Source organism: Stenotrophomonas sp. 86428_Sma (assembly GCF_056481585.1).
The window spans coordinates 698,143-717,815 of sequence record NZ_CM151156.1; the positions used below are offsets into that span (position 1 = coordinate 698,143).

General features: G+C 67.2%; 18 protein-coding genes and 1 other RNA gene. 11 read left to right on the forward strand and 8 right to left on the reverse strand.

What is annotated here, in order from left to right:
- Positions 1-187: 187 nt before the first annotated feature.
- The 4 genes from ACZK3J_RS03100 to ACZK3J_RS03115 all read right to left on the reverse strand — a co-directional run bounded on the left by ACZK3J_RS03100 (position 188) and on the right by ACZK3J_RS03115 (position 4,515).
- The gene (locus ACZK3J_RS03100; protein ID WP_134952080.1) at positions 188-1,573 is read right to left on the reverse strand and encodes an FAD-binding oxidoreductase; all 1,386 of its coding nucleotides are present in this window, start codon (positions 1,571-1,573) and stop codon (positions 188-190) included.
- Positions 1,570-2,325 (reverse strand): metal-dependent hydrolase, encoded by a 756-nt coding sequence (locus ACZK3J_RS03105; RefSeq protein ID WP_478476414.1) that lies wholly within the window; start codon positions 2,323-2,325, stop codon positions 1,570-1,572. Before ACZK3J_RS03105 ends, ACZK3J_RS03100 begins: the two co-directional genes overlap by 4 nt.
- A gap of 110 nt (positions 2,326-2,435) precedes the next feature.
- Positions 2,436-2,804 (reverse strand): YraN family protein, encoded by a 369-nt coding sequence (locus ACZK3J_RS03110; protein ID WP_041864472.1) that lies wholly within the window; start codon positions 2,802-2,804, stop codon positions 2,436-2,438.
- Positions 2,794-4,515, reverse strand: a complete 1,722-nt coding sequence (locus tag ACZK3J_RS03115) for a penicillin-binding protein activator (RefSeq protein ID WP_285301872.1) — start codon at positions 4,513-4,515, stop codon at positions 2,794-2,796. Before ACZK3J_RS03115 ends, ACZK3J_RS03110 begins: the two co-directional genes overlap by 11 nt.
- 81 nt (positions 4,516-4,596) lie before the next feature.
- Here ACZK3J_RS03115 and rsmI point away from each other — a divergent pair, with 81 nt between their 5' ends.
- Positions 4,597-5,415 carry a 16S rRNA (cytidine(1402)-2'-O)-methyltransferase gene (gene rsmI / locus ACZK3J_RS03120; protein ID WP_100437876.1) on the forward strand — a complete coding sequence of 273 codons (819 nt, stop codon included), beginning with the start codon at positions 4,597-4,599 and terminating at the stop codon, positions 5,413-5,415.
- Positions 5,416-5,567: 152 nt separating this feature from the next.
- Here the strand turns inward: rsmI and ACZK3J_RS03125 are convergent, their stop codons facing one another.
- A complete protein-coding gene (locus ACZK3J_RS03125) occupies positions 5,568-6,437 on the reverse strand; it encodes a nucleotidyl transferase AbiEii/AbiGii toxin family protein (protein WP_197655351.1) in 870 nt (289 codons plus the stop codon).
- On the reverse strand, positions 6,434-7,093 hold the full coding sequence (locus ACZK3J_RS03130) for a type IV toxin-antitoxin system AbiEi family antitoxin domain-containing protein (RefSeq protein ID WP_238380439.1): 660 nt from the start codon (positions 7,091-7,093) through the stop codon (positions 6,434-6,436). Before ACZK3J_RS03130 ends, ACZK3J_RS03125 begins: the two co-directional genes overlap by 4 nt.
- A gap of 171 nt (positions 7,094-7,264) precedes the next feature.
- Between ACZK3J_RS03130 and rnpB the strand changes: the two genes are divergently transcribed.
- Positions 7,265-7,616, forward strand: an RNA gene (gene rnpB, locus ACZK3J_RS03135) — RNase P RNA component class A.
- Between the two features lie 123 nt (positions 7,617-7,739).
- On the opposite strand, the gene ACZK3J_RS03140 is transcribed toward rnpB, so the two are convergent.
- Both ACZK3J_RS03140 and ACZK3J_RS03145 read right to left on the reverse strand, forming a co-directional pair.
- Positions 7,740-8,219 (reverse strand): DM13 domain-containing protein, encoded by a 480-nt coding sequence (locus ACZK3J_RS03140; protein WP_049461627.1) that lies wholly within the window; start codon positions 8,217-8,219, stop codon positions 7,740-7,742.
- A 400-nt stretch (positions 8,220-8,619) separates the two neighbouring features.
- Entirely contained in the window at positions 8,620-9,408 is a 789-nt protein-coding gene (locus ACZK3J_RS03145; RefSeq protein ID WP_100437879.1) for an NRDE family protein, read from the reverse strand.
- 368 nt (positions 9,409-9,776) lie between these two features.
- Between ACZK3J_RS03145 and ACZK3J_RS03150 the strand changes: the two genes are divergently transcribed.
- The 9 genes from ACZK3J_RS03150 to murG are packed head-to-tail and all read left to right on the forward strand — an operon-like array spanning position 9,777 to position 19,642.
- Positions 9,777-10,178 carry a division/cell wall cluster transcriptional repressor MraZ gene (locus ACZK3J_RS03150; RefSeq protein ID WP_008266948.1) on the forward strand — a complete coding sequence of 134 codons (402 nt, stop codon included), beginning with the start codon at positions 9,777-9,779 and terminating at the stop codon, positions 10,176-10,178.
- Between the two features lie 14 nt (positions 10,179-10,192).
- Positions 10,193-11,161: a 16S rRNA (cytosine(1402)-N(4))-methyltransferase RsmH gene (rsmH, locus tag ACZK3J_RS03155; RefSeq protein ID WP_049425020.1), complete on the forward strand. Its 969-nt coding sequence runs from the start codon at positions 10,193-10,195 to the stop codon at positions 11,159-11,161.
- A complete protein-coding gene (ftsL, locus tag ACZK3J_RS03160) occupies positions 11,158-11,421 on the forward strand; it encodes a cell division protein FtsL (protein ID WP_005412242.1) in 264 nt (87 codons plus the stop codon). The genes rsmH and ftsL overlap by 4 nt, the downstream gene beginning before the upstream one ends.
- Positions 11,418-13,262, forward strand: coding sequence for a peptidoglycan D,D-transpeptidase FtsI family protein (locus ACZK3J_RS03165; protein ID WP_100437880.1), 1,845 nt, complete (start codon positions 11,418-11,420; stop codon positions 13,260-13,262). Before ftsL ends, ACZK3J_RS03165 begins: the two co-directional genes overlap by 4 nt.
- Positions 13,259-14,767: a UDP-N-acetylmuramoyl-L-alanyl-D-glutamate--2,6-diaminopimelate ligase gene (locus tag ACZK3J_RS03170; protein ID WP_100437881.1), complete on the forward strand. Its 1,509-nt coding sequence runs from the start codon at positions 13,259-13,261 to the stop codon at positions 14,765-14,767. Before ACZK3J_RS03165 ends, ACZK3J_RS03170 begins: the two co-directional genes overlap by 4 nt.
- Entirely contained in the window at positions 14,764-16,158 is a 1,395-nt protein-coding gene (locus tag ACZK3J_RS03175; protein ID WP_049399808.1) for a UDP-N-acetylmuramoyl-tripeptide--D-alanyl-D-alanine ligase, read from the forward strand. Before ACZK3J_RS03170 ends, ACZK3J_RS03175 begins: the two co-directional genes overlap by 4 nt.
- Positions 16,148-17,233 (forward strand): phospho-N-acetylmuramoyl-pentapeptide-transferase, encoded by a 1,086-nt coding sequence (mraY, locus tag ACZK3J_RS03180; RefSeq protein WP_010481929.1) that lies wholly within the window; start codon positions 16,148-16,150, stop codon positions 17,231-17,233. Before ACZK3J_RS03175 ends, mraY begins: the two co-directional genes overlap by 11 nt.
- Position 17,234: 1 nt before the next feature.
- Positions 17,235-18,557 (forward strand): putative lipid II flippase FtsW, encoded by a 1,323-nt coding sequence (gene ftsW, locus ACZK3J_RS03185; RefSeq protein ID WP_100437882.1) that lies wholly within the window; start codon positions 17,235-17,237, stop codon positions 18,555-18,557.
- The gene (gene murG / locus ACZK3J_RS03190; protein ID WP_100437883.1) at positions 18,554-19,642 is read left to right on the forward strand and encodes an undecaprenyldiphospho-muramoylpentapeptide beta-N-acetylglucosaminyltransferase; all 1,089 of its coding nucleotides are present in this window, start codon (positions 18,554-18,556) and stop codon (positions 19,640-19,642) included. The genes ftsW and murG overlap by 4 nt, the downstream gene beginning before the upstream one ends.
- Positions 19,643-19,673 lie beyond the last annotated feature (31 nt).

Below are 19,673 nucleotides of genomic sequence, written 5' to 3' on the forward strand. Positions count from 1 at the left end.
TGGTGCTGTTGGCGATATGTTCCTGGCAAAGGAGCAGTTTTCCCATGCAACAAGTTGCAAAGCACACTGGACACCGGATGGAGCTTCAGTTGACGGCTGGCAGCGTGAAGGTCCGTAGCGGGCACAGTGCGACGCCTCCAGCTGGGGAGGGCTCCTGCGGGTCGTCGTCAACACATTGGCAGTGGCACTACACCGGCGGCAGCACCTTGCCGGGGTTGAGGATGCCGTCCGGGTCCAGCGCGGCCTTGATCGCTCGCATCGTCGCCAGCGTTTCTGCGGTGAAGGCCTTCGCCATGAAATCTCGCTTGGCCAGGCCAATGCCGTGTTCTCCCGACAGCGTGCCGCCCAACGCCAGCGTCAGCTCGAAGATCTTTGGCAGCGCGGCATGCGCGCGCGCGTTCTCGTCGGCATCATCCGGGTGGTAGAGGATGTTGACGTGCAGGTTGCCGTTGCCGGCATGGCCGAAGGTGACGATGGTGAGTGCGTAGTCACGTGCCAGTGCCTGCACGCCGGCCACCAGTTCCGGAATGCGCGACACCGGTACCACCACGTCTTCGTTGATCTTGCCCGGCGCGACGCTGCGCAGTGCGGGCGACAACGCTTTGCGTGCGGCCCACAGTTGATCGCGTGCACGACCTTCCATCGCCACATCCAGTTCGATCATGCCGTCGCCCTCTGCGGCGCTGGCCAGTGCCTGCAGCAGGTAGGGCAGGGTGTCGTGGTCACCATCGGCTTCGACCAGCAGCATCGCACCGGCCTCCGGCACGTCGGCACCATTCAGCCGCAGCAGCTCCAGGCTGCGTGCGTCCATGAACTCCAGGCGGGTCGGCACCACCGGCTGCGACATCAGCCGCGATACCGCCGCAGCGGCGGTATCGGCATCGCGGTACAGCACACGCAGGCCGGCCTGGCTGACTGGCAACGGGGTCAGTTTGAGCGTGGCTTCTACGATCAGTGCCAGCGTGCCTTCGCTGCCCACCAGCAGATGCGTGAGGTCATAGCCGGTGGCGTCCTTGGTGTAGGCACCGCCGCAGCGGATCACGTCGCCGGTGCCGGTAACGGCAACCAGGCCCAGCACGTTGTCGCGGCTGGTGCCGTACTTCACCGCGCGCGGGCCGCCGGCATTGCAGGCCAGGTTGCCGCCGATGCTGCAGATCTCGGCGCTGGAGGGGTCCGGCGCCCAGAACAGGCCATGCGGGGCCAGCGCCTGCTGCAGGGCGCCGTTGAGCACGCCCGGTTGCACCACCGCGCAACGGTCACCGGCGCGGATCTCGACGATGCGGTCCATGCGGGTGAACGACAGCACGATACTGCCGGGCAGCGGCACCGCCGCGCCGGTGGTGCCGGTACCAGCGCCACGTGCGACCAAGGCCACGCCATGCGCACGGCAGGCCCGCACCAAAGCCTGCACCTGTTCGATGTCGGCTGGCAGCGCCACCGCCGCCGGGCGCTGGTGACGCCATGAGTTGTCCTGCGCGTTCGCCTCCAGCGCGCCGTCATCCATGCGCCAGCCCTCCGCGCCCAGCAGGGCGGACAGTTCGGCAACCAGTGCAGCAGGCAGGGCAGGACTCATGACGGATCTCGTGGGGCAGCAGGAGCGGGTTGGATCAGTTTCCAGGCAACAACGGCGGTAGCCAGTGGCAGCCACACCCAGCGCAGTTCAGAGAGCAGGGTGGCCACGCCACGCGCGCTGAAGAACTGTGGCGCGAAGGGTGAAACGCGGATGGGTCGCCACGGCGCGAAGAAGCGCTGCTCGCTCCATGGCCAGGCCAGAGCGACGCCGAGGCCGCCGGAGGTCATCGCATCCAGCAACGGATGGCTGGCGGCGCAGACGAAGACGAACACCGCCGCTTGTAGGGTCGATGCCACCGTTGGCCCTGCCTTGGTAGGTGCCAACCTCGGTTGGCACGAAACCGCCGACCAAGGTCGGCGACTACCGGAGCTGTGTGGCGCCGACCAAGGTCGGCCGCTACCAGAGCGTGCCATTGCCTCTTCGGTAGGTGCCAACCTTGGTTGGCACAGAAGCGCCGACCAAGGTCGGCGACTACCGGAGTTGCGGGGCGCCGACCAAGGTCGGCCGCTACCAAAGAACGCCAATACCGCGGCCACCGCCGCCAGCACGAACGCAAACAGCAACGAATGGCTGGCACCACGATGTCCGAACGCATCGGCGTAGGGAATATGCAGTGCAAAGGCCAGCACGTCGGCATCGGGCAGCATCGCAGCGATCACACCGGCCGCCAGCAGGCGCGGCGGGATGCGGCCACGGTCAGCGGCGCACCAGAGCGCCAACGGCACAGCGGCATGGGTGATGATCGAAGGCATCAGTCACGCACCGTGGTCGTGCCGGCCAGGCTGCGCTCTGGTAGGTGCCAACCTTGGTTGGCACAGAAGCGCCGACCAAAGTCGGCCTCTACCAGAGCGGACGGTAACCATCAGCAGTCATCCAGCCGGAACGCATCACGCAGCCACCGCAGCTGCGGTGGTTCACCACTGGCTTCAACCACATCAAAACGGCAGGGTGCATTGGCCAGCGCCGGGTTGTCCTGCAGGTACAGTTGCGCGGCATGGGCCAGGCGCCGGCATTTGCGCGCATCCACCGAAGCGGCGCCGCCACCGAAATCCGATCGCGCGCGATAGCGCACTTCCACGAACACCACGGTGCCGGCGTCGTCCATCACCAGGTCCAGTTCACCGCCGCGATAGCGCACGTTGCGCGCACGCGGCTGCAGTCCGGCCTGTTGCAGGTGCTGCTCGGCGGCGGCTTCCACCGCCGAGCCACGTTGGCTGCGCTCAGCGACCACCGACGATCGGCATCGGCCGGCCGCCATTGAAGGTGGACCATGCCGGCTGGCGCAGGATGTTGCCGTTGCTGTCCAGGAACAGGGTGCCGGTGGCACCGTCCAGGCCGCCCTCGTTGGACAGCTTGTCCAGATAGGCGGTGATCTTCCAGGCATCGGCACCGAAAGCGAACAGGCGGCCAGCGGCGCCGCGAGCGCTGGGCAGCGCGCTGGCCACCTGGCTGGCCGAGGGCAGGCCGGACACGCTGCGCACATTCCAGGCTTCGTTCGGGTAGACGATGCCGTCCAGCGCCACGTCTTCTTCCACCTTGCCGCTGCCGACGGTCAGCTGCGAGGTGCCGACGCGGGTCGCGCCACCGGCACCGGCCAACGCCAGCTGCGGCGCCAGCAGCCGGGCCTGCGGGGCGCGCACGGCGAGGAACACGGCATCGACCTGACCGGCATTGCGCACCTGCGCGCCGACATCGCCGACGGCTTCGCTGACATTGACCGTGGCCACCACCTGGCCGCCGCGCTGTGCGAAGCGCTGGGCAAAGGCGGCGGCGGAACGGCGGCCGGTGTCGTCGTTGCTGCTGATCACCAGCGCGCGGTTGCGCTCGCGGCCACGCAGGTACTCGGCGGCGACGATGCCGTCGTCTTCCGGTGCCAGCGAGAAACCAGCGCTGCCGGCCGGCGGTGCATCCTTGCCGCGGTTCAGGGCCAGCACCGGTACCTGCAGCTGCTGGCGGCCGTACACGGCGTCCACTTCGTCGCGGCCCAGCGGGCCGACCACGAAGTCGGCACCGGAGGCGACGGCCTTGTCGTAGGCGGCGAGGGCACCAGCCGGGGTGCCAGCGGTGTCGAAGAAATTGATGTCCGGGCGGCGACGGCTTTCACCGTAGTAGGCGCTCAACAGGCCGTCGCGCACCGGCTGCGCGGCGGTGGCCAGGCGGCCGCTGAGCGGCAGCAGCACGGCCAGCTTGGCCGGCGGCCGGTAGCCGTCGCTCATCGCCGGCGGACGCTTGCTGGTATCAAACTGGGCCGCGCCATCGCGGTCGAACGGGCGCGGCAGCGGCAGGCCGCGCGCGATCAGCGCACGGCCGGCGAAGTTGTACAGAGGATCGTTGGCCGGCAGGGCAGCGGCACGGCTGCGCAAAGTGGCGTCGTCGAGGGTACCGAGCAGGCCGGAGATGGCGGCCTGGTTCTCGCTGCGCGCACTGCCGGTCAGGCTGGCATGGGCGCGTGCACGTTCGGTGGCGGCGCCGAAGGCATCGCCGGTGCCCTGCAGCGCGTTGGCGCGGGCCAGATACCAGCGCGTACGCAGCGCCGGCAGCACGTTGTCGCCGTGGTCCTTCAGCAGGGCCAGGGCCTGCGCCGGCTGCTTGTCGGCCAGTGCCAGCTCGGCGCCGGTCAGCTGGTAGCGCTGCAGGCTGGCGCCGGACAGCTGGCGGGCGGTGAGCTGGCCCAGCAGGCTGCGCGCGCGCGCACTGTCACCGGCCAGGTGCCAGGCCCAGGCCGCGTCGGCCAGCGCGTTGCTGCGAGCGCCGCCGCGCAGGGTGGCGGCCAGGGCTTCCAGCTGCAGCGCGGCGTCGCGTGGCTTGCCCTGTTCGATCAGCGCCAGCGCCTGGCTCTGGGCCGGCGAATCGGGCGTGCTGGTCAGGCTGGTGGTGGCACAACCGGCCAGCAGCATCAGCGACAACGACAGGGCGGAGATCCGTGCGGCGGGCTTGTTCATGATCGGGTCCATGCGATGAGGGCAGCGGCCTTGGCCGGGTACACGCTACGATTCTACCCTTGCCCCGTGAGTACCGCTGAAATGAGTGTGCCAACCCTGTACGTCGTCGCCACCCCGATCGGCAACCTGGCCGATCTGAGCCCGCGCGCGCAGGAGGTGCTGCGGTCGGTGGCGGCCATCTGTGCCGAAGACACCCGCCGCAGTGGCCAGCTGCTGTCCCATTTCGGCATCCAGCAGCCGTTGGTGGCCCTGCACGAACACAATGAAGAGGCCCTGGCCCAGCGCCTGGTCTCGCGCCTGCAAGCCGGTGAATCGCTGGCGCTGGTCAGTGATGCCGGCACCCCGCTGGTCAGTGATCCCGGTTTCCGCCTGGTGCGTGCTGCGCGCGCGGCGGGCATCAAGGTCAGTCCGATTCCCGGCGCCTGTGCCGCCATCGCTGCGCTGAGCGTGGCCGGCCTGCCCAGCGACCGTTTCAGTTTCGAGGGTTTCCTGCCGGCCAAGGCCAGCGGCCGCCGCGACCGCCTGCAGGCGCTGGCCGGTGAAGTACGCACCATGGTGTTCTACGAATCCTCGCACCGCATCGCCGAATCGCTGGCCGACATGGCGGCGATCTTCGGCGGTGAGCGCCCGGCGGTGTTGGCCCGCGAGCTGACCAAGCTGTTCGAGACCGTGCTCGATGGTGACCTGGCCGGCCTGCTGGCGAAGGTGGAAGCCGACGAGAACCAGCGCAAGGGCGAGTTCGTGGTGATGGTGCAGGGCGCGGGTGATGACGAAGAAGCGCAACTGGCGCATGGCCGTCGCGTCTACGCCACGCTGAGCGAGCATCTGCCGCCGTCGACTGCCGCCAAACTGGCTGCCGAGCTGACCGGCGCACCGCGCAAGGCGTTGTACGGGAGTTGATGGATCGTGCGGACCAAGGTCCGCACCCACCAGAGCGGAATCCGCACCCACCAGAGCAGCGGAGTCGGTAGATCCACGCCATGCGTGGATGAACGGGCCGCGCCAAGGTCCGCGTCTACCCGGGCGGACCGATAGCGCCAGGCCTTGCGGCGTCAGGACTGTACGGGTGTGTCGAGGGTGTCCAGATAGTTGGCAATCTCGGCAATCACCGAAGAGAGGTCCGGCGCGATCAGGCGATTCCTGCGCAGGAAGGCGCGCCACTGGGTCTGCTTCTGGGTATCTGCGGCGAATGACTGAGTCAGTCCGTAGGGCAGGGGCGTTGGCGCCGGGGTCCTTCGTCGATCAAACGTCGCGCCAATGGCCGCAACAAGGTGCGGGCGATCCATGGCGTCTTCGCGGATCAGTGCCAGCAAGTCGAAGAAGTCCTTCATCCTGCTGTTAGCGATGCCCGGTGCCGCTATAGCCTCGAGCTTTTCGGCAAACACGGTTTCGCGTGGATAGACGCGCAGGCAGGCTTGAGGGAATCCCTCCAGAATCACCGGATAGGTGATTTCCGGCGGCGGGGTGATCACCGCGTCGCCAAACCCGACGTCCCACTGCACATGGCAGCGTGCGCGACCCAGATGTGCGATCAGGCGCATGCGCAGCCCCTCGTACATGGCTTCTTCACGTATGGCCTCGATGACGATGCTGCCTGGATCGAAGCGCAGGCCGTCGTCCCCGGGCATTCCACAGAGCGAAAGTGCGATATGTAGCAGGCGATCGGGCTCAGCGCTGCCGGATCCCAGGAAATCGGCATCCCGTGTAGGGCGGTGCGGCGCGTCGAACCACACTGCGAACAGCATGGCACCCTTCAGCAGGAACTGGTTGCGGTATCGAGAAGCGGAGAGCCGGTAGAGCAGGCGCTCAACGGCGAACCTGTCCAGCACGAACTGAAAGTCCTCACCCCGCTTGCGTGCGAGATCGAGCAGCCGTTGCCGGATGGAAGCAACGCGGTGGGGAGGTGTTGGAGAGGGGATCAAGCCAGGGCATCGAGGTACGGTCTCATCAGTCTGGCAACGCGGCAGATCCGCGCATACTCCATCAACGCATCCGGCGTGGTTGCACGGCCGTGAAGCGCGTCACGCAGGGCTTCAAGTGCGACATCAAGCCCTACGAGATTGCGGAACTTGAAGCAATCGACGACGGTTTTGGCTACGTTGCTGACGTATATGAGACGTCCGCCTACGCGACGTTCTTCCAGCCCCGCATTGAGGGTCGTTGCCGACATGCGGACCACACGGAGGGGCGGCCAGTTGATCCGCGGAACGCGGTCGCTGTTGCCGATGGAGACCCAGCGTTCGAATGGTGCCTGGGTGGTCAGGCCATGCAGGCGCAGGGCACTCAGCAGGCATAGACGGGGGTGTGGCAGGCGTTCTGCAATGATCCGCAGTCCATCATCGGTGTCGTCGCTCTTTCTTTCCGCCAACGCGTAGACGCCACGGGACAGCCGGATCAGTGCGCCTGCCTCGACCAGGCGGGTCAGTTGGGCGCGGGCGATCCCGGCAGTCACCAGTTCGCGGGCGCGCAGGGTGCCTGCGCGTCGCAATAGCTTTCGTGCCTTGGCCTCGGCGTTTCCCATGACGGCATTGTTCCATAATGTCGGGTGTTTTGAATATCGACCGACAAAAAGGAACATCGTTGGCTGCGGCGAGTGAATGGTGCGGACCAAGGTCCGCACCCACCAACGCGGAATCCGCACCCTCCAGAGCAGCGGAGTCGGTAGATCCACGCCATGCGTGGATGGATGAACCGGACGCCGCGATCAGCACGGCAGGAAGGGCGTGCGTAGGCTAGAATGTGCACTGGCGGAGCCGGCCAGACAGTCGCGTCACCCCTTCGGGGGTGCCGAGGAAAGTCCGGGCTCCATAGGGCAAGGTGCCAGGTAACGCCTGGGCGGCGCAAGCCGACGGAAAGTGCAACAGAAAGATACCGCCTACGTCTTCTTCGGAAGGCCGGTAAGGGTGAAATGGTGCGGTAAGAGCGCACCGCGAGTCTGGCAACAGACCGGCACGGCAAACCCCACCTGGAGCAAGACCAAATAGGGATCCTTTGGCGCGGCCCGCGTTGGATCCGGGTAGGTTGCTTGAGCGTTGCGGTGACGTAACGCCTAGAGGAATGACTGTCCACGACAGAACCCGGCTTATCGGCCGGCTCCGCCTCTTTCTTCCATATGCGTGAACCGCGCATCGGTAGTGCCGGCCGCTGGCCGGCAGCTTCACGATGCCTGCAGGGCGGACAGAGTGCCGGCCAGCGGCCGGCACTACCTCGACGTCGCGCGTTCGTCAGCCCGGCGTACGGTACTGGCCCGCGGAAATAAACTGCGAGAAGCGTTCGCACCACACCACCACGGTGGTGTAGTCGTCCACGTTGACGTCATCGGGTACATCGACCAGGAAACGGTTGAAGGTCTTCACCTCGCCGATGCGCCGGGCCTGCGCCTTGATCTTCAGGAAGTCTGCCTTGTTGTCGACGAAATCGCGGACCAGGTAGACCTTGTAGTCCGGGCCGGGTCCCATCTTGCCGTCGAAGGCCACCTGGCGTGCGCTGACGCTGACCTTGCCTTCCGCCCAGTGCACCGCGTCGCTGCCCTTGAGGTCGCGGCGGAACGTGGTGTGATGGGTGGCGTCGTTCATGGCGGCCTGCACCTGTGCCGCGGGCGGATCATCAGGAGCGATCAGGATCGGCAGGAAGTAGACGCCCAGGCCGAAGCCGAGGCCGAGAGTGAGCAGATGGGTGGCGAGCAGGATGAGGGTGCGGCGCATGGGGCCTCCATGTGGATGTGGATCGCGCGGCATGGTGCCGGGCATGACCACCTTGGGAGGTTGCGGGCGGCATTTATAGACACAGTGCCAAGTGCAAAAAGGGCACAGTGGGGTGGCTGCGGCAACGCAGGCCCTGTGGCGCGGGCGGAAAGGCGCTGCGTCGGGAAGCTGAATGACGTTGGCAGCCTTGGATCGCAGTGACGGGTCGTGCCGGCCGCTGGCCGGCAGCGGCGTGGCCTGCCCGAAGATCCGGAGGTTGCCGGCCAGCGGCCGGCACTACCCTGCTGGAAAGAGATTCCGGCCAACGGTAGGCAATACCCCTGCTGGAGAGAGATTCCGGCCAACGGTAGGCAATACCCCTGCTGGAGAGAGATTCCGGCCAGCGGCCGGCACGACCCGGTCAGAAAATGACGTGACTCTGTCCGTTGGCTGCGCCCTGTGGGCCAAAGCGGCGCTCGTGGATCTGGCCGTGGCCGTCGGCGTCGATCAGCAGCACGGTGCTGGCGCGGGTGCCGTAGTCGTCGCCGCGGATGAAGGCGGGGCTCAGCCAGCGCTCGCGTTCCAGGCCGATGCCGGTGTCGGGCAGGTCGCTGTCGGCGGGGCGATGTTCGTCGGCCAGGGCGGCCCAGAGCGGGGTCAGGTCCGGGGTCAGATCCTTTTCGCTTTGCGAAAGGGATCTGACCCGGTCTTCCTGCAGCCAGGCTTCAAGGGCCGCCATCAGCCGCCGGGTCTTCGGCCAGGGCGCGTCCAGCGCACCGTTGGACATGCCATGCACGCCCGGGCCCAGGCGCTGCCGCTCGGCGGGGTGGTTGCCCAGGAACTCCAGGCTGTGGCCGTCGGCCAGCAACAGGTTGAACGGCGCGTAGGCGCCGGCCACGGTTGCCAGTCGGTCGATATGCACGGCGGCCGGGTCGCGGCCGCGCAGGAAGTCGGCCACCAGCGCGCCCCGTGAAGGACCGGTCTGCGAGGCCAGCGGATCACGCACATTGGTGACCACTGCCATCCGGCCTGCGGCACCGACGCCGGCCCAGCCACCACCGGAGCGCAGGTCGCGCCCCCCGATGACGAAGGTCTCATCTTGCCAGGGGGCCAGCGCCGCCGTCGGGCGGGCGTGGAACTCATCACGGTTGCCGGTCATCACCAGCCGCCAGCGGGGGTGGTGCATCCAGCCAAGAGCGAGCAGGCACATGGCCTCATTGTGCACGGTTTGCGCAGTCTGGCGCCGCTTCCGGCCCGTTTGGGATGAATGCGCGGCTGATGTTTCACGCGCTGTCCACAGCCCTGAACTTCCGTTCAATCTCAAAAATTGAGACGGATCAGCAACTTGTGGATAAGCCTTGAACAATTCTCTAAAGGTTGTTGCAAGCCATTGATGTGGCTGGCGATTTCCCCGCTGAAAAGTTGTTGACAACCCTTCGGCCGCTGCTAAGGTGGGCATCAGAGGGAAATCCGGGTGTTTTGTGGGTTTTCGTGGTTCAATGTTTCACCGGGCGAAGGATAGGTGCACGCGTCGTGTTCCAGGGCGAGACGGCCATCACAGTTGACGATAAAGGGCGCATGGCGGTTCCCACCGCTTACCGCGACCTCGTCGCGCGCGCCAGCAACAACCGTCTCGTGCTGACCTACAACCCGTTCGAAGCCGGCTGCCTGTGGCTGTATGCAGAGTCGGAATGGGAGCGGGTCCGCGACGACGTGATGTCCAAGCCCAACACCCAGCGCGTCGTGCGCCTGTTGCAGCAGAAGCTGGTCGGCTCGGCCGCCCATCTTGAGCTGGACGGCAACGGTCGCATCAGCATCCCCGCCAGCCACCGCGGTGCGGTGGGCATTGAGAAGAAGGCGGTATTGCTCGGTATGGGCGACAAGTTCGAATTGTGGAGCGAGCAGGCGCATCGGGCCCTGATCCAGCAGACATTGTCTGACGAGGATCTGGGTGATGGGTTGCTCGACCTGAAGTTGTGAGCCGGGGTGCCCGGATGCGCCCAGAAGCGCAGGCCGGTCACCTTCCGGTGTCGCAGTCGCCGGCGGTGCACCTGCCGGTCCTGTACACCCAGGTCCTTGAAGGCCTGAGGGTGATCGAAAACGGACGTTATCTGGATGGCACGTTCGGTCGTGGCGGTCATGCACGTGGCGTGCTCACCCAGCTCGGTCCCGAGGGGCGCCTGCTGGTCATGGACAAGGATCCGGAAGCCATCGCCGTAGCCGAGCGCGATTTCGCGCCGGACCCGCGCGTGTCCATCTTCCGTGGCAGCTTCGCCCAGCTGCTGCAGTGGGATGCGACGGCTGAAGGCCTGGACGGCGTCCTGTTCGACCTGGGCGTGTCGTCGCCGCAGCTGGACGTGGCCGAACGTGGCTTCAGCTTCGGCAAGGACGGCCCGCTGGACATGCGCATGGATCCGGACAACGGTGAAAGCGCCGCACAATGGATCAACCGCGTTGAAGAGCGCGAGATTGCCGATGTGCTGTGGACCTACGGCGAAGAGCGCCAGAGCCGCCGTATCGCGCGCGCCATCGTGGCCCGCCGCGAGAAGCAGCCGTTCTCCCGTACCGCCGAACTGGCCGAGTTGATCGCCTCGGTGATGCCGCGCGGAAAAGACAAGATCCACCCGGCCACGCGCAGCTTCCAGGCCATCCGCATCCACATCAACCGCGAGCTGGCCGACCTGGAAGCCGGGCTTGATGCGGCCGTGGAACGGCTGAAGCCCGGCGGCCGCCTGGCGATCATCAGCTTCCACTCGCTGGAAGACCGCATCGTCAAGCAGTACATGAACCGCCTGGCCAAGGCGCCGCCGGCCAACCGCCGCCTGCCCGAGGCGGAGGTGTTCGTACCGACGCTGGATCTGATCGGCGGTGCCATCAAGGCCACCGACGAAGAACTGGCGGCCAACCCGCGTGCCCGCAGCGCCGTGCTGCGCGTGGCCCAGAAGCGGGAGGCTGATGCATGAGCCGGCTGCTGCTGATCATCCTGTTGGCCTCGACCGTGGCCTCGGCGATCGGCGTCGTGTTCGTGCGTCACCGTCACCGGCAGACGTTCATCGAGCTGTCGCGCGCTGAGCGCAAGCGCGATGACATCAATCTGGAATTCGGCCGCCTGCAGCTGGAACAGGCCACCCTGGCCGAAGCCAACCGTGTGGATCGCATCGCCCGCGAGAAGCTCGGCATGAAGTTCCCCGAGGCCGCCGACATCGTGGTGGTGCGCCCATGAGCAAGACCGGCCGCAACCGCCCCCGCAACGCCTTCAACCTGCGCCAGCGCCTGCGTTGGGTTGCCCTGGCGCTCGGCCTGTGCTCGGTGTCGCTGGTGGGCCGTGCGGCCTACGTGCAGATCATCAACAGCGACTTCTACCAGCGCCAGGGTGAGGCCCGCTACCTGCGCGAGCTGCCGATCAAGACCTCGCGCGGCATGATCACCGACCGCAACGGCGAGCCGCTGGCGGTGTCGACCCCGGTCGCTTCGATCTGGGTCAACCCGCAGGACCTGCTGCGTTCGCCTGAGCGCATCCCTGAGCTGGCCCAGGCGGTCGGCATGTCGGTGGATGAACTGAGCAGCCGCCTGTCGCAGAAGTCGGACAAGGAATTCATGTACCTGCGCCGCCGGATCAATCCGGACGAGGCAGAGAAGGTGGTCGCGCTGAAGATTCCGGGCGTGGCCGCGCAGCGCGAGTTCCGCCGCTTCTACCCGCAGGGTGAGGCGATGGCGCACGTGCTGGGCTTCACCAACATCGACGACCGCGGCCAGGAAGGCCTGGAGCTGGCGTTCGACGAATGGCTGCGCGGCAAGGCCGGTGCCAAGCGGGTGATCCGCAACCGCAAGGGCGAAACCGTCGAAAGCGATCTGCTGCGCGCCGCCGAACCGGGCAAGGACCTGACCCTCAGCATCGACCGCCGCATCCAGTACCTGGCGTTCAAGGAACTGCGCAACGCGCTGGTGGCCAACAAGGCAGCAGGCGGTTCGATGGTGATCATGGATGTGACCACCGGCGAGATCCTGGCCATGGTCAACTTGCCGACCTACAACCCGAATTCGGTGGGTGGTGCGGCTCCTGATACCCGCCGTAACCGTGCGGTGACCGACCTGGTCGAGCCGGGTTCGACGATGAAGCCGCTGACCATCGCCACCGCATTGCAGGCCGGTGCGGTGACCAAGGACACCGTCATCGACACCAATCCGGGCTACATGCAGGTGGCGCGCTTCACCATCCGCGACGTGCCGCGCAACAACGGCGTATTGAACGTGACTGGTGTGATCACCCGCAGTTCCAACATCGGCGCGGCCAAGGTCGCGGCGAAGATGCCGGACCAGGTGTTCTATGACGGCGTGCGCCGCTTTGGCTATGGCTCGGTGCCGCACAGCGGCTTCCCGGGTGAATCCGGTGGTGTGGTGCGGCGCCCGGCCAACTGGGACGGTGCCACCAAGACCACCATGTCCTACGGCTACGGCCTGAACGTGACGCCGCTGCAGATCGCCACCGCCTACTCGGCGCTGGCCAATGGCGGCAAGTTGATCGCGCCGACCTTCGTCAAAGGCCAGCGCAACGAAGCGCATCAGATCATCGACGAGAACGTCGCCAAGCAGGTGGTGGCGATGATGGAAACAGTGGTCACCCAGGGCGGCGCCAAGCAGGCGGCGGTGCTGGGTTACCGCGTGGCCGGCAAGACCGGTACCGCGCGCAAGACCGGCCCGGGTGGTTACGAGCGCGGCCATTACAACGCGCTGTTCGCCGGCGTGGTGCCGGCCACCAATCCGCGCTTCGCCACCGTCATCGTCATCAACGACCCGCAGGCCGGCAAGTTCTACGGCGGCCTGGTGTCGGCGCCGGTCTACCACAACGTGATGGAAGGCACCCTGCGCCTGATGGACGTGCCGCTGGACGACCTGCAGTCGTGGCTGGCCGCACAGCAGTCCGGCAAGGTCGGCCATTCGGCCTCGATCCTGCCCGCGCCGCCGGCCGAGGCCGCGCTGCCGGTGGATGCCGCCGCTGAATTCGACGCTGCGCTGCCCAGCGCGCAAGCCCAGACGCCGCCCGCTACGGGAGGCACGCAATGAGTCCTTCGATGTTGCTTTCGCAGTTGCTTCCGGATGTGGCCCTGGCGGGCCACGATCCCGTTCTGACCGGCCTGGTGCTGGACAGCCGCGCCGTGCGCCCCGGCAATGCCTTCGTCGCCATCGCCGGTTTCGGCGCGCATGGCCTGGGCTTTGTCGAGCAGGCCCGTGCGGCCGGCGCTGGCGCCATCCTGTTCGAACCGCCGGCACCGGTCGAACTGCCGGCACCGGACGATGCGATCGCTGTGCCGGGCCTGCGCGCGCGCATGGGTGCGATGGCCGACCAGTTCCATGGCGCACCGTCGCGGGCGATGGCGATGGTGGGCGTGACCGGCACCAACGGCAAGACCTCCACCGTGCAGCTGCTGGCCCAGGCCTGGCACCTGCTCGGAACGCCCAGTGGCAGTATCGGCACGTTGGGCGCCGGACTTTATGGTTCGGTTGAGCCGACCGGTTTCACTACGCCGCTGGTGCTGCAGATGCATGCGCTGCTGGCGCAGCTGCGTGATGCCGGTGCGCGCGCGGTAGCGATGGAAGTCAGCTCGCACGCGCTGGACCAGGGCCGCGTGGATGCGGTGCACTACGACGTGGCGGTGTTTACCAATCTCACCCGCGACCATCTGGACTACCACGGCGACATGGCCAGCTACGGCGCGGCCAAGGCACGGCTGTTCCATCGCCCGGGACTGAAGGCCGCGGTGATCAATCTTGACGACGCGTTCGGTCGCCAGCTGTTCGCCGGCCTCCCGGCGGGCGTGCAACCGATCGGCCTGAGCTCGCGCGGCGCCACCGATGCCAGCGTGCGCGCCGAGGCGCTGCAGCTGGACGGCCGTGGCATTGCCTTCGAACTGGTCATCGACGGCCAGCGCGCGGCGGTGCAGTCGCCGCTGCTGGGCCGCTTCAACGTGGACAACCTGCTGGCCGTGGCCGGCACCCTGCACGCGCAGGGCCAGCCGCTGCCGCGCATTGCCGAGGTGTTGTCGGCGCTGCAGCCGATCCGTGGCCGCATGAACCGCCTGGGCGGCGAAGACGGCCTGCCGACCGTGGTGGTCGATTACGCACATACCCCGGACGCACTGGAACAGGCGCTGGACAGCCTGCACGGCCACCTGCAGGGCACGCTGTTCTGTGTGTTCGGCTGCGGTGGCGAGCGTGATACCGGCAAGCGCCCGCAGATGGCCGCGATTGCCGAGCGCTTGGCCAACCAGGTCATCGTCACCGACGACAATCCGCGTGGCGAAGATGGCGACGTGATCGTGGCCGACATCCTGGCCGGCTTCACCGATGCCTCCGCCGTGACCGTGCAACGCAGCCGCGCGCGTGCGATCGGCCTGGCGGTGAAGCGTGCCGGTGCCGGCGACATCATCCTGATCGCTGGCAAGGGCCACGAGCCGTACCAGGAAGTGAATGGCGTGCGCCATGACTTCGACGACACCGAAGTGGCCGCCGCTGCGTTGGCCGCCAAGGCCGGTGTGCTGGCGGCCCAGGCCGGGGAGGGCATCGCATGAAGCGCACCCTGCTTTCGCTGATCGCGCACTGGGCCGGCGGCGAGATCCATGGCGATGACGTGGCCATCGATGCGGTCAGCAATGACACCCGCAGCCTCGGCCCGGGCAGCCTGTATGTGGCGCTGCGCGGCGAGCGTTTCGATGGCCATGACTTTGCCGCCGACGCGCAGGCGCGCGGTGCCAGCGCGCTGCTGGTCGAGCGCCTGCTGCCGATCGAACTGCCGCAGGTGCTGGTGGCCGACTGCGAGCTGGCGCTGGCGAAGATCGCCACCGGCATGCAGCGCGACCGCGATACCGAGGTGTTCGCGATCACCGGCAGCAACGGCAAGACCAGCGTGAAGAGCCTGCTGCTGGCAATCCTGCAGCAGGTGGCCCGTCATGCGCACAAGGTGGTCTACGCCAACCCGGGCAACCGCAACAACGAGATCGGCCTGCCGCTGGCAGTGATCGATGCTCCCGAAGATGCCGACTACGCTGTCTACGAGATGGGCGCGGGCAAGCCGGGTGACATCGCCTACCTGACCGACATCGCCCGCCCGCGCTATGCGCTGGTCAACAACATCGCCCCGGCGCACCTGGAACGCATGGGCAGCCTGCTCGGCGTGGCAGTGACCAAGGGCGCGATCTATGCCGCGCTGCCGGCCGATGGCGTGGCCGTGATCAACGTCGACGATGCCTACGGCCGCTGGTTCGAACAGCACTTCGTCGGCACCCCGCCGCGCAGCCGTGTGTTGCGCTATGGCCTGGAGCACACCGCGGACATCACCGCGCGCGACATCCGCGCCGGCGCGCAGGGCAGCCAGTTCACCCTGGTCGCACCGGGCGGCGAAGCCCGCGTGGTGCTGGGCCTGCCGGGTCGCCACAACGTCAGCAATGCGCTGGCCGCTGCCAGCCTGGCGCTGGCCGCCGGTGTCGATCTGGCGCTGATCGCGGCCGGCCTGGCCGAAGCACAGCCGGTACCGGGCCGCCAGATCGCCCATCAGCTGCGCAACGGCGCGGTGCTGGTGGACGACAGTTACAACGCCAACCCCGGTTCGCTGGCCGCGGCCATCGACGCCCTGGCCGCCGCGCCGGAAGAGGGTTGGCTGGTGCTGGGCGACATGCGCGAGCTGGGTCCGGACGCCGAAGCGCTGCACGCGCAGGCAGGGCTCCGCGCGCGCGCTGCTGGCCTCAAGCGCCTGTATGCGCTGGGCCCGCTCAGCGCCGCTGCCGCCACCGCCTTCGGTGAAGGCGGCCGTCATTTCGCCACCCATGACGCGCTGTCGCAGGCGCTGAAGGACGAGCTGCACGCCGGCGTGCGCTGCCTGGTCAAGGGTTCCCGTGGCAGCGCCATGGACACGATTGTCAAAGCGCTGCTGGCGCAAGGAGAGGAATCCCCGCATGTTGTATGAACTGGCTCGATGGTTGCAGCAGTTGGAGAGCCTGTTCGGGCTGTTCAACTACCAGACGTTCCGCGCCATCCTTGCCGCGTTGACGGCCCTGTTCCTGTCGCTGTGGCTCGGCCCGGCGATGATCCGCAAGCTTGCCCAGTTCAAGGGCGGCCAGCCGATCCGCAAGGACGGTCCGCAGACCCATTTCTCCAAGGCCGGTACGCCGACCATGGGCGGTTCGCTGATCCTGCTCACCATCACCCTGTCGGTGCTGATGTGGGCCGACCTGCGCAACCGCTACGTGTGGCTGGTGCTGGCGGTGATGCTGTGCTTCGGCGCCATCGGCTGGTATGACGACTGGATCAAGATCGTCCGCCGCGACCCGAACGGCCTGAAGTCGCGCTGGAAGTACCTGCTGCAGTCGATCTTCGGCCTGGCCGCGGGCCTGTTCCTGTTCTACACGGCCGACGTGCCGGCGGCGCTGACCTTCTACATCCCGATGTTCAAGTCGATCGCGCTGCCGCTGGCCGGCATCGGATTCGTGGCCATCGCCTACTTCTGGATCGTCGGCTTCTCCAACGCGGTGAACCTGACCGACGGCCTGGACGGCCTGGCGATCATGCCGACCGTGCTGGTTGCCTGCGCGCTGGGCGTGTTCGCCTATGCCTCGGGCAACGTGGTGTTCGCCAACTACCTGCAGATCCCGCAGATCCCAGGCGCCGGCGAGCTGGTCATCATCTGCGCGGCCATCGCCGGTGCGGGCCTGGGGTTCCTGTGGTTCAACACCTATCCGGCCATGGTGTTCATGGGCGACATCGGCGCGCTGGCGCTGGGTGCGGTGCTGGGTACGATCGCAGTGATCACCCGCCAGGAGCTGGTGCTGGTGATCATGGGCGGCGTGTTCGTCATCGAAACGCTGTCGGTGATGATCCAGGTCGCCTCGTTCAAGCTGACCGGCAAGCGCGTGTTCCGCATGGCACCGATCCACCACCACTTCGAACTGAAGGGCTGGCCGGAGCCGCGCGTGATCGTGCGCTTCTGGATCATCTCGGTCGTGCTCGTGCTGATCGGCCTGGCCACGTTGAAGGTGCGCTGAGATGAACGACCTGTCCCGCCAGGCAACACGCCTTGAGGCCATCGAAGGCAGCTACGACAAGTGGCTGCTGGGCGCGATCATCGCGCTCACGGGCATCGGCGTGGTGATGGTGGCGTCCAGCTCGATCGCTCTGATGAGCAGCCCGTTCTACTACCTCAACCGCCACCTGATCTTCCTGGCGGTGGGTATCGTGCTGGCGGTCGTAGCCGCCCGCACTGAACTGAAGTCCATCGAGCAGTACAACCAGATGCTGCTGCTGGGCTGCTTCGTGCTGCTGCTGGCGGTGTTCGCACCGGGCCTGGGCAGCACGGTCAACGGCGCACGCCGCTGGATCAATCTGGGCATCTCCAAGTTCCAGACGGTGGAAGCGGTGAAGGTGCTCTACATCGTCTGGCTGTCCAGCTACCTGGTGCGCTTCCGCGACGAGGTCAACGCGACCTGGCCGGCGATGCTCAAGCCACTGGGCGTGGCCGGTGCGCTGGTGCTGTTGCTGCTGCTGCAGCCGGACTTCGGTTCCTCGACCCTGCTGCTGGCGATCACCGCCGGCATGCTGGTGCTGGGCGGTGTGAACATGCCGCGCATGTCGATGCCGGTGATCATCGGCCTGGTCGGCATGAGCGCGCTGGCGATCATCGAGCCGTACCGCATGCGCCGCATCACCTCCTTCCTGGACCCGTGGGCCGACCAGCAGGGCGACGGCTACCAGCTGTCCAACGCGCTGATGGCCGTGGGCCGCGGCGAGTGGACCGGCGTTGGCCTGGGCAACTCGGTGCAGAAGCTGTACTACCTGCCGGAAGCACATACCGACTTCATCTTCTCGGTTACTGCCGAGGAATTCGGTTTCCTCGGCACCTGCGTGATCGTGGCCCTGTACGCGCTGCTGGTCGGCCGCACCTTCTGGCTGGGCATGCGCTGCGTGGAAATGAAGCGCCACTTCTCCGGTTACATCGCCTTCGGCATCGGCCTGTGGATCAGCATGCAGACCTTCGTCTCGATTGGCGTGAATCTGGGCATCCTGCCGACCAAGGGCCTGACCCTGCCGCTGATCTCCTCCGGCGGTTCGTCGGTGCTGATGACCTGCGTGGCGATGGGCCTGCTGTTGCGCGTCTCCTATGAACTCAAGCGCGCCGAGCGTCGCCAGGCCGTGCGCATCGGCGGTGGCGACGAGGCCATGGCCGATGCACCCGTGGACGCGCCGGCCGCACCGGCTGCGGCCAGCGTGCCGATGAGCGCCGAGCCGACGGCTGCCGCTGCAGCGAACGCCGCACGCGGTACCAGCCGCCTGCAGTCGCGCATCGAACCGACCTTTGGGAGGCTGTCATGAGCGCAGCCACCGATAACGTGCGCCCGGTGATGATCCTGGCCGGTGGCACCGGCGGTCACATCTTCCCCGGCCTGGCCGTGGCCCGCGTGCTGCGCGCCCGCGGCGTACCGGTCACCTGGATGGGCGCCGATGGTGCGATGGAAACCCGCCTGGTGCCGCAGCACGACATTCCGATCGACACGCTGGCCATCACCGGCCTGCGCGGCAAAGGCAAGCTGGCCCTGCTGGGCGCGCCGTGGCGGCTGATGCGCGCGCTGCGCGCGGCCGGCATGATCATCCGCAAGCGCCAGCCGCGTGCGGTGGTCGCCTTCGGTGGTTTCGCGTCCGGCCCGGGGGGCATGGCCACACGCCTGCACGGCCTGCCGCTGCTGGTGCACGAACAGAATCGCGCTCCCGGCATGACCAACCGCATCCTGTCGCGCTATGCGCGCCGGCTGCTGACCGGCTTCCCGGGCACCTTCGTCAAGGGCGAGGAGTTCGTCGGCAACCCGGTACGTGCGGAGATCGCCGCCATCGCACCGCCGGAACAGCGTTTCGCTGACCGCCAGGGCCCGCTGCGCGTGCTGGTGGTCGGTGGCAGCCAGGGCGCGCGTGCGCTCAACACCGGCGTGCCGCAGGCGATTGCTGCGCTGGGCACGAGTGTGCCGGTGCAGGTTCGCCACCAGAGCGGCGAAAAGCTGCATGCCGAAGCGGTCGAGGCATATGCCAAGGCCGGCGTGCAGGCTGAAATCACGCCGTTCATCGCCGACATGGCCGAGGCCTTTGCCTGGGCCGATCTGGTGGTGTGCCGTGCGGGCGCTTCGACGCTGGCCGAGCTGTGTGCGGTGGGTGTCGGCAGCGTGCTGGTGCCTTTCCCCGCTGCCGTCGACGATCACCAGACCCGCAATGCAGAGTACCTGGTCGAGCGCGGCGCGGCGGTTTTGCTGAAGCAGGACGGAACGCTGGCCGACGGCATTGCCGCACTGCTGCGCGATCTGTCCGAAAATCCCGCCCGCCGCATGCAGATGGCGCAAGCCGCGCGTGCCCTGGCCAAGGTCGATGCCGCCGAGCGCATCGCCGATATCATTCTTGAGGAAGCTGTATGAAGAAGGCATGCCACCGCGCCTGCCCTGCGCG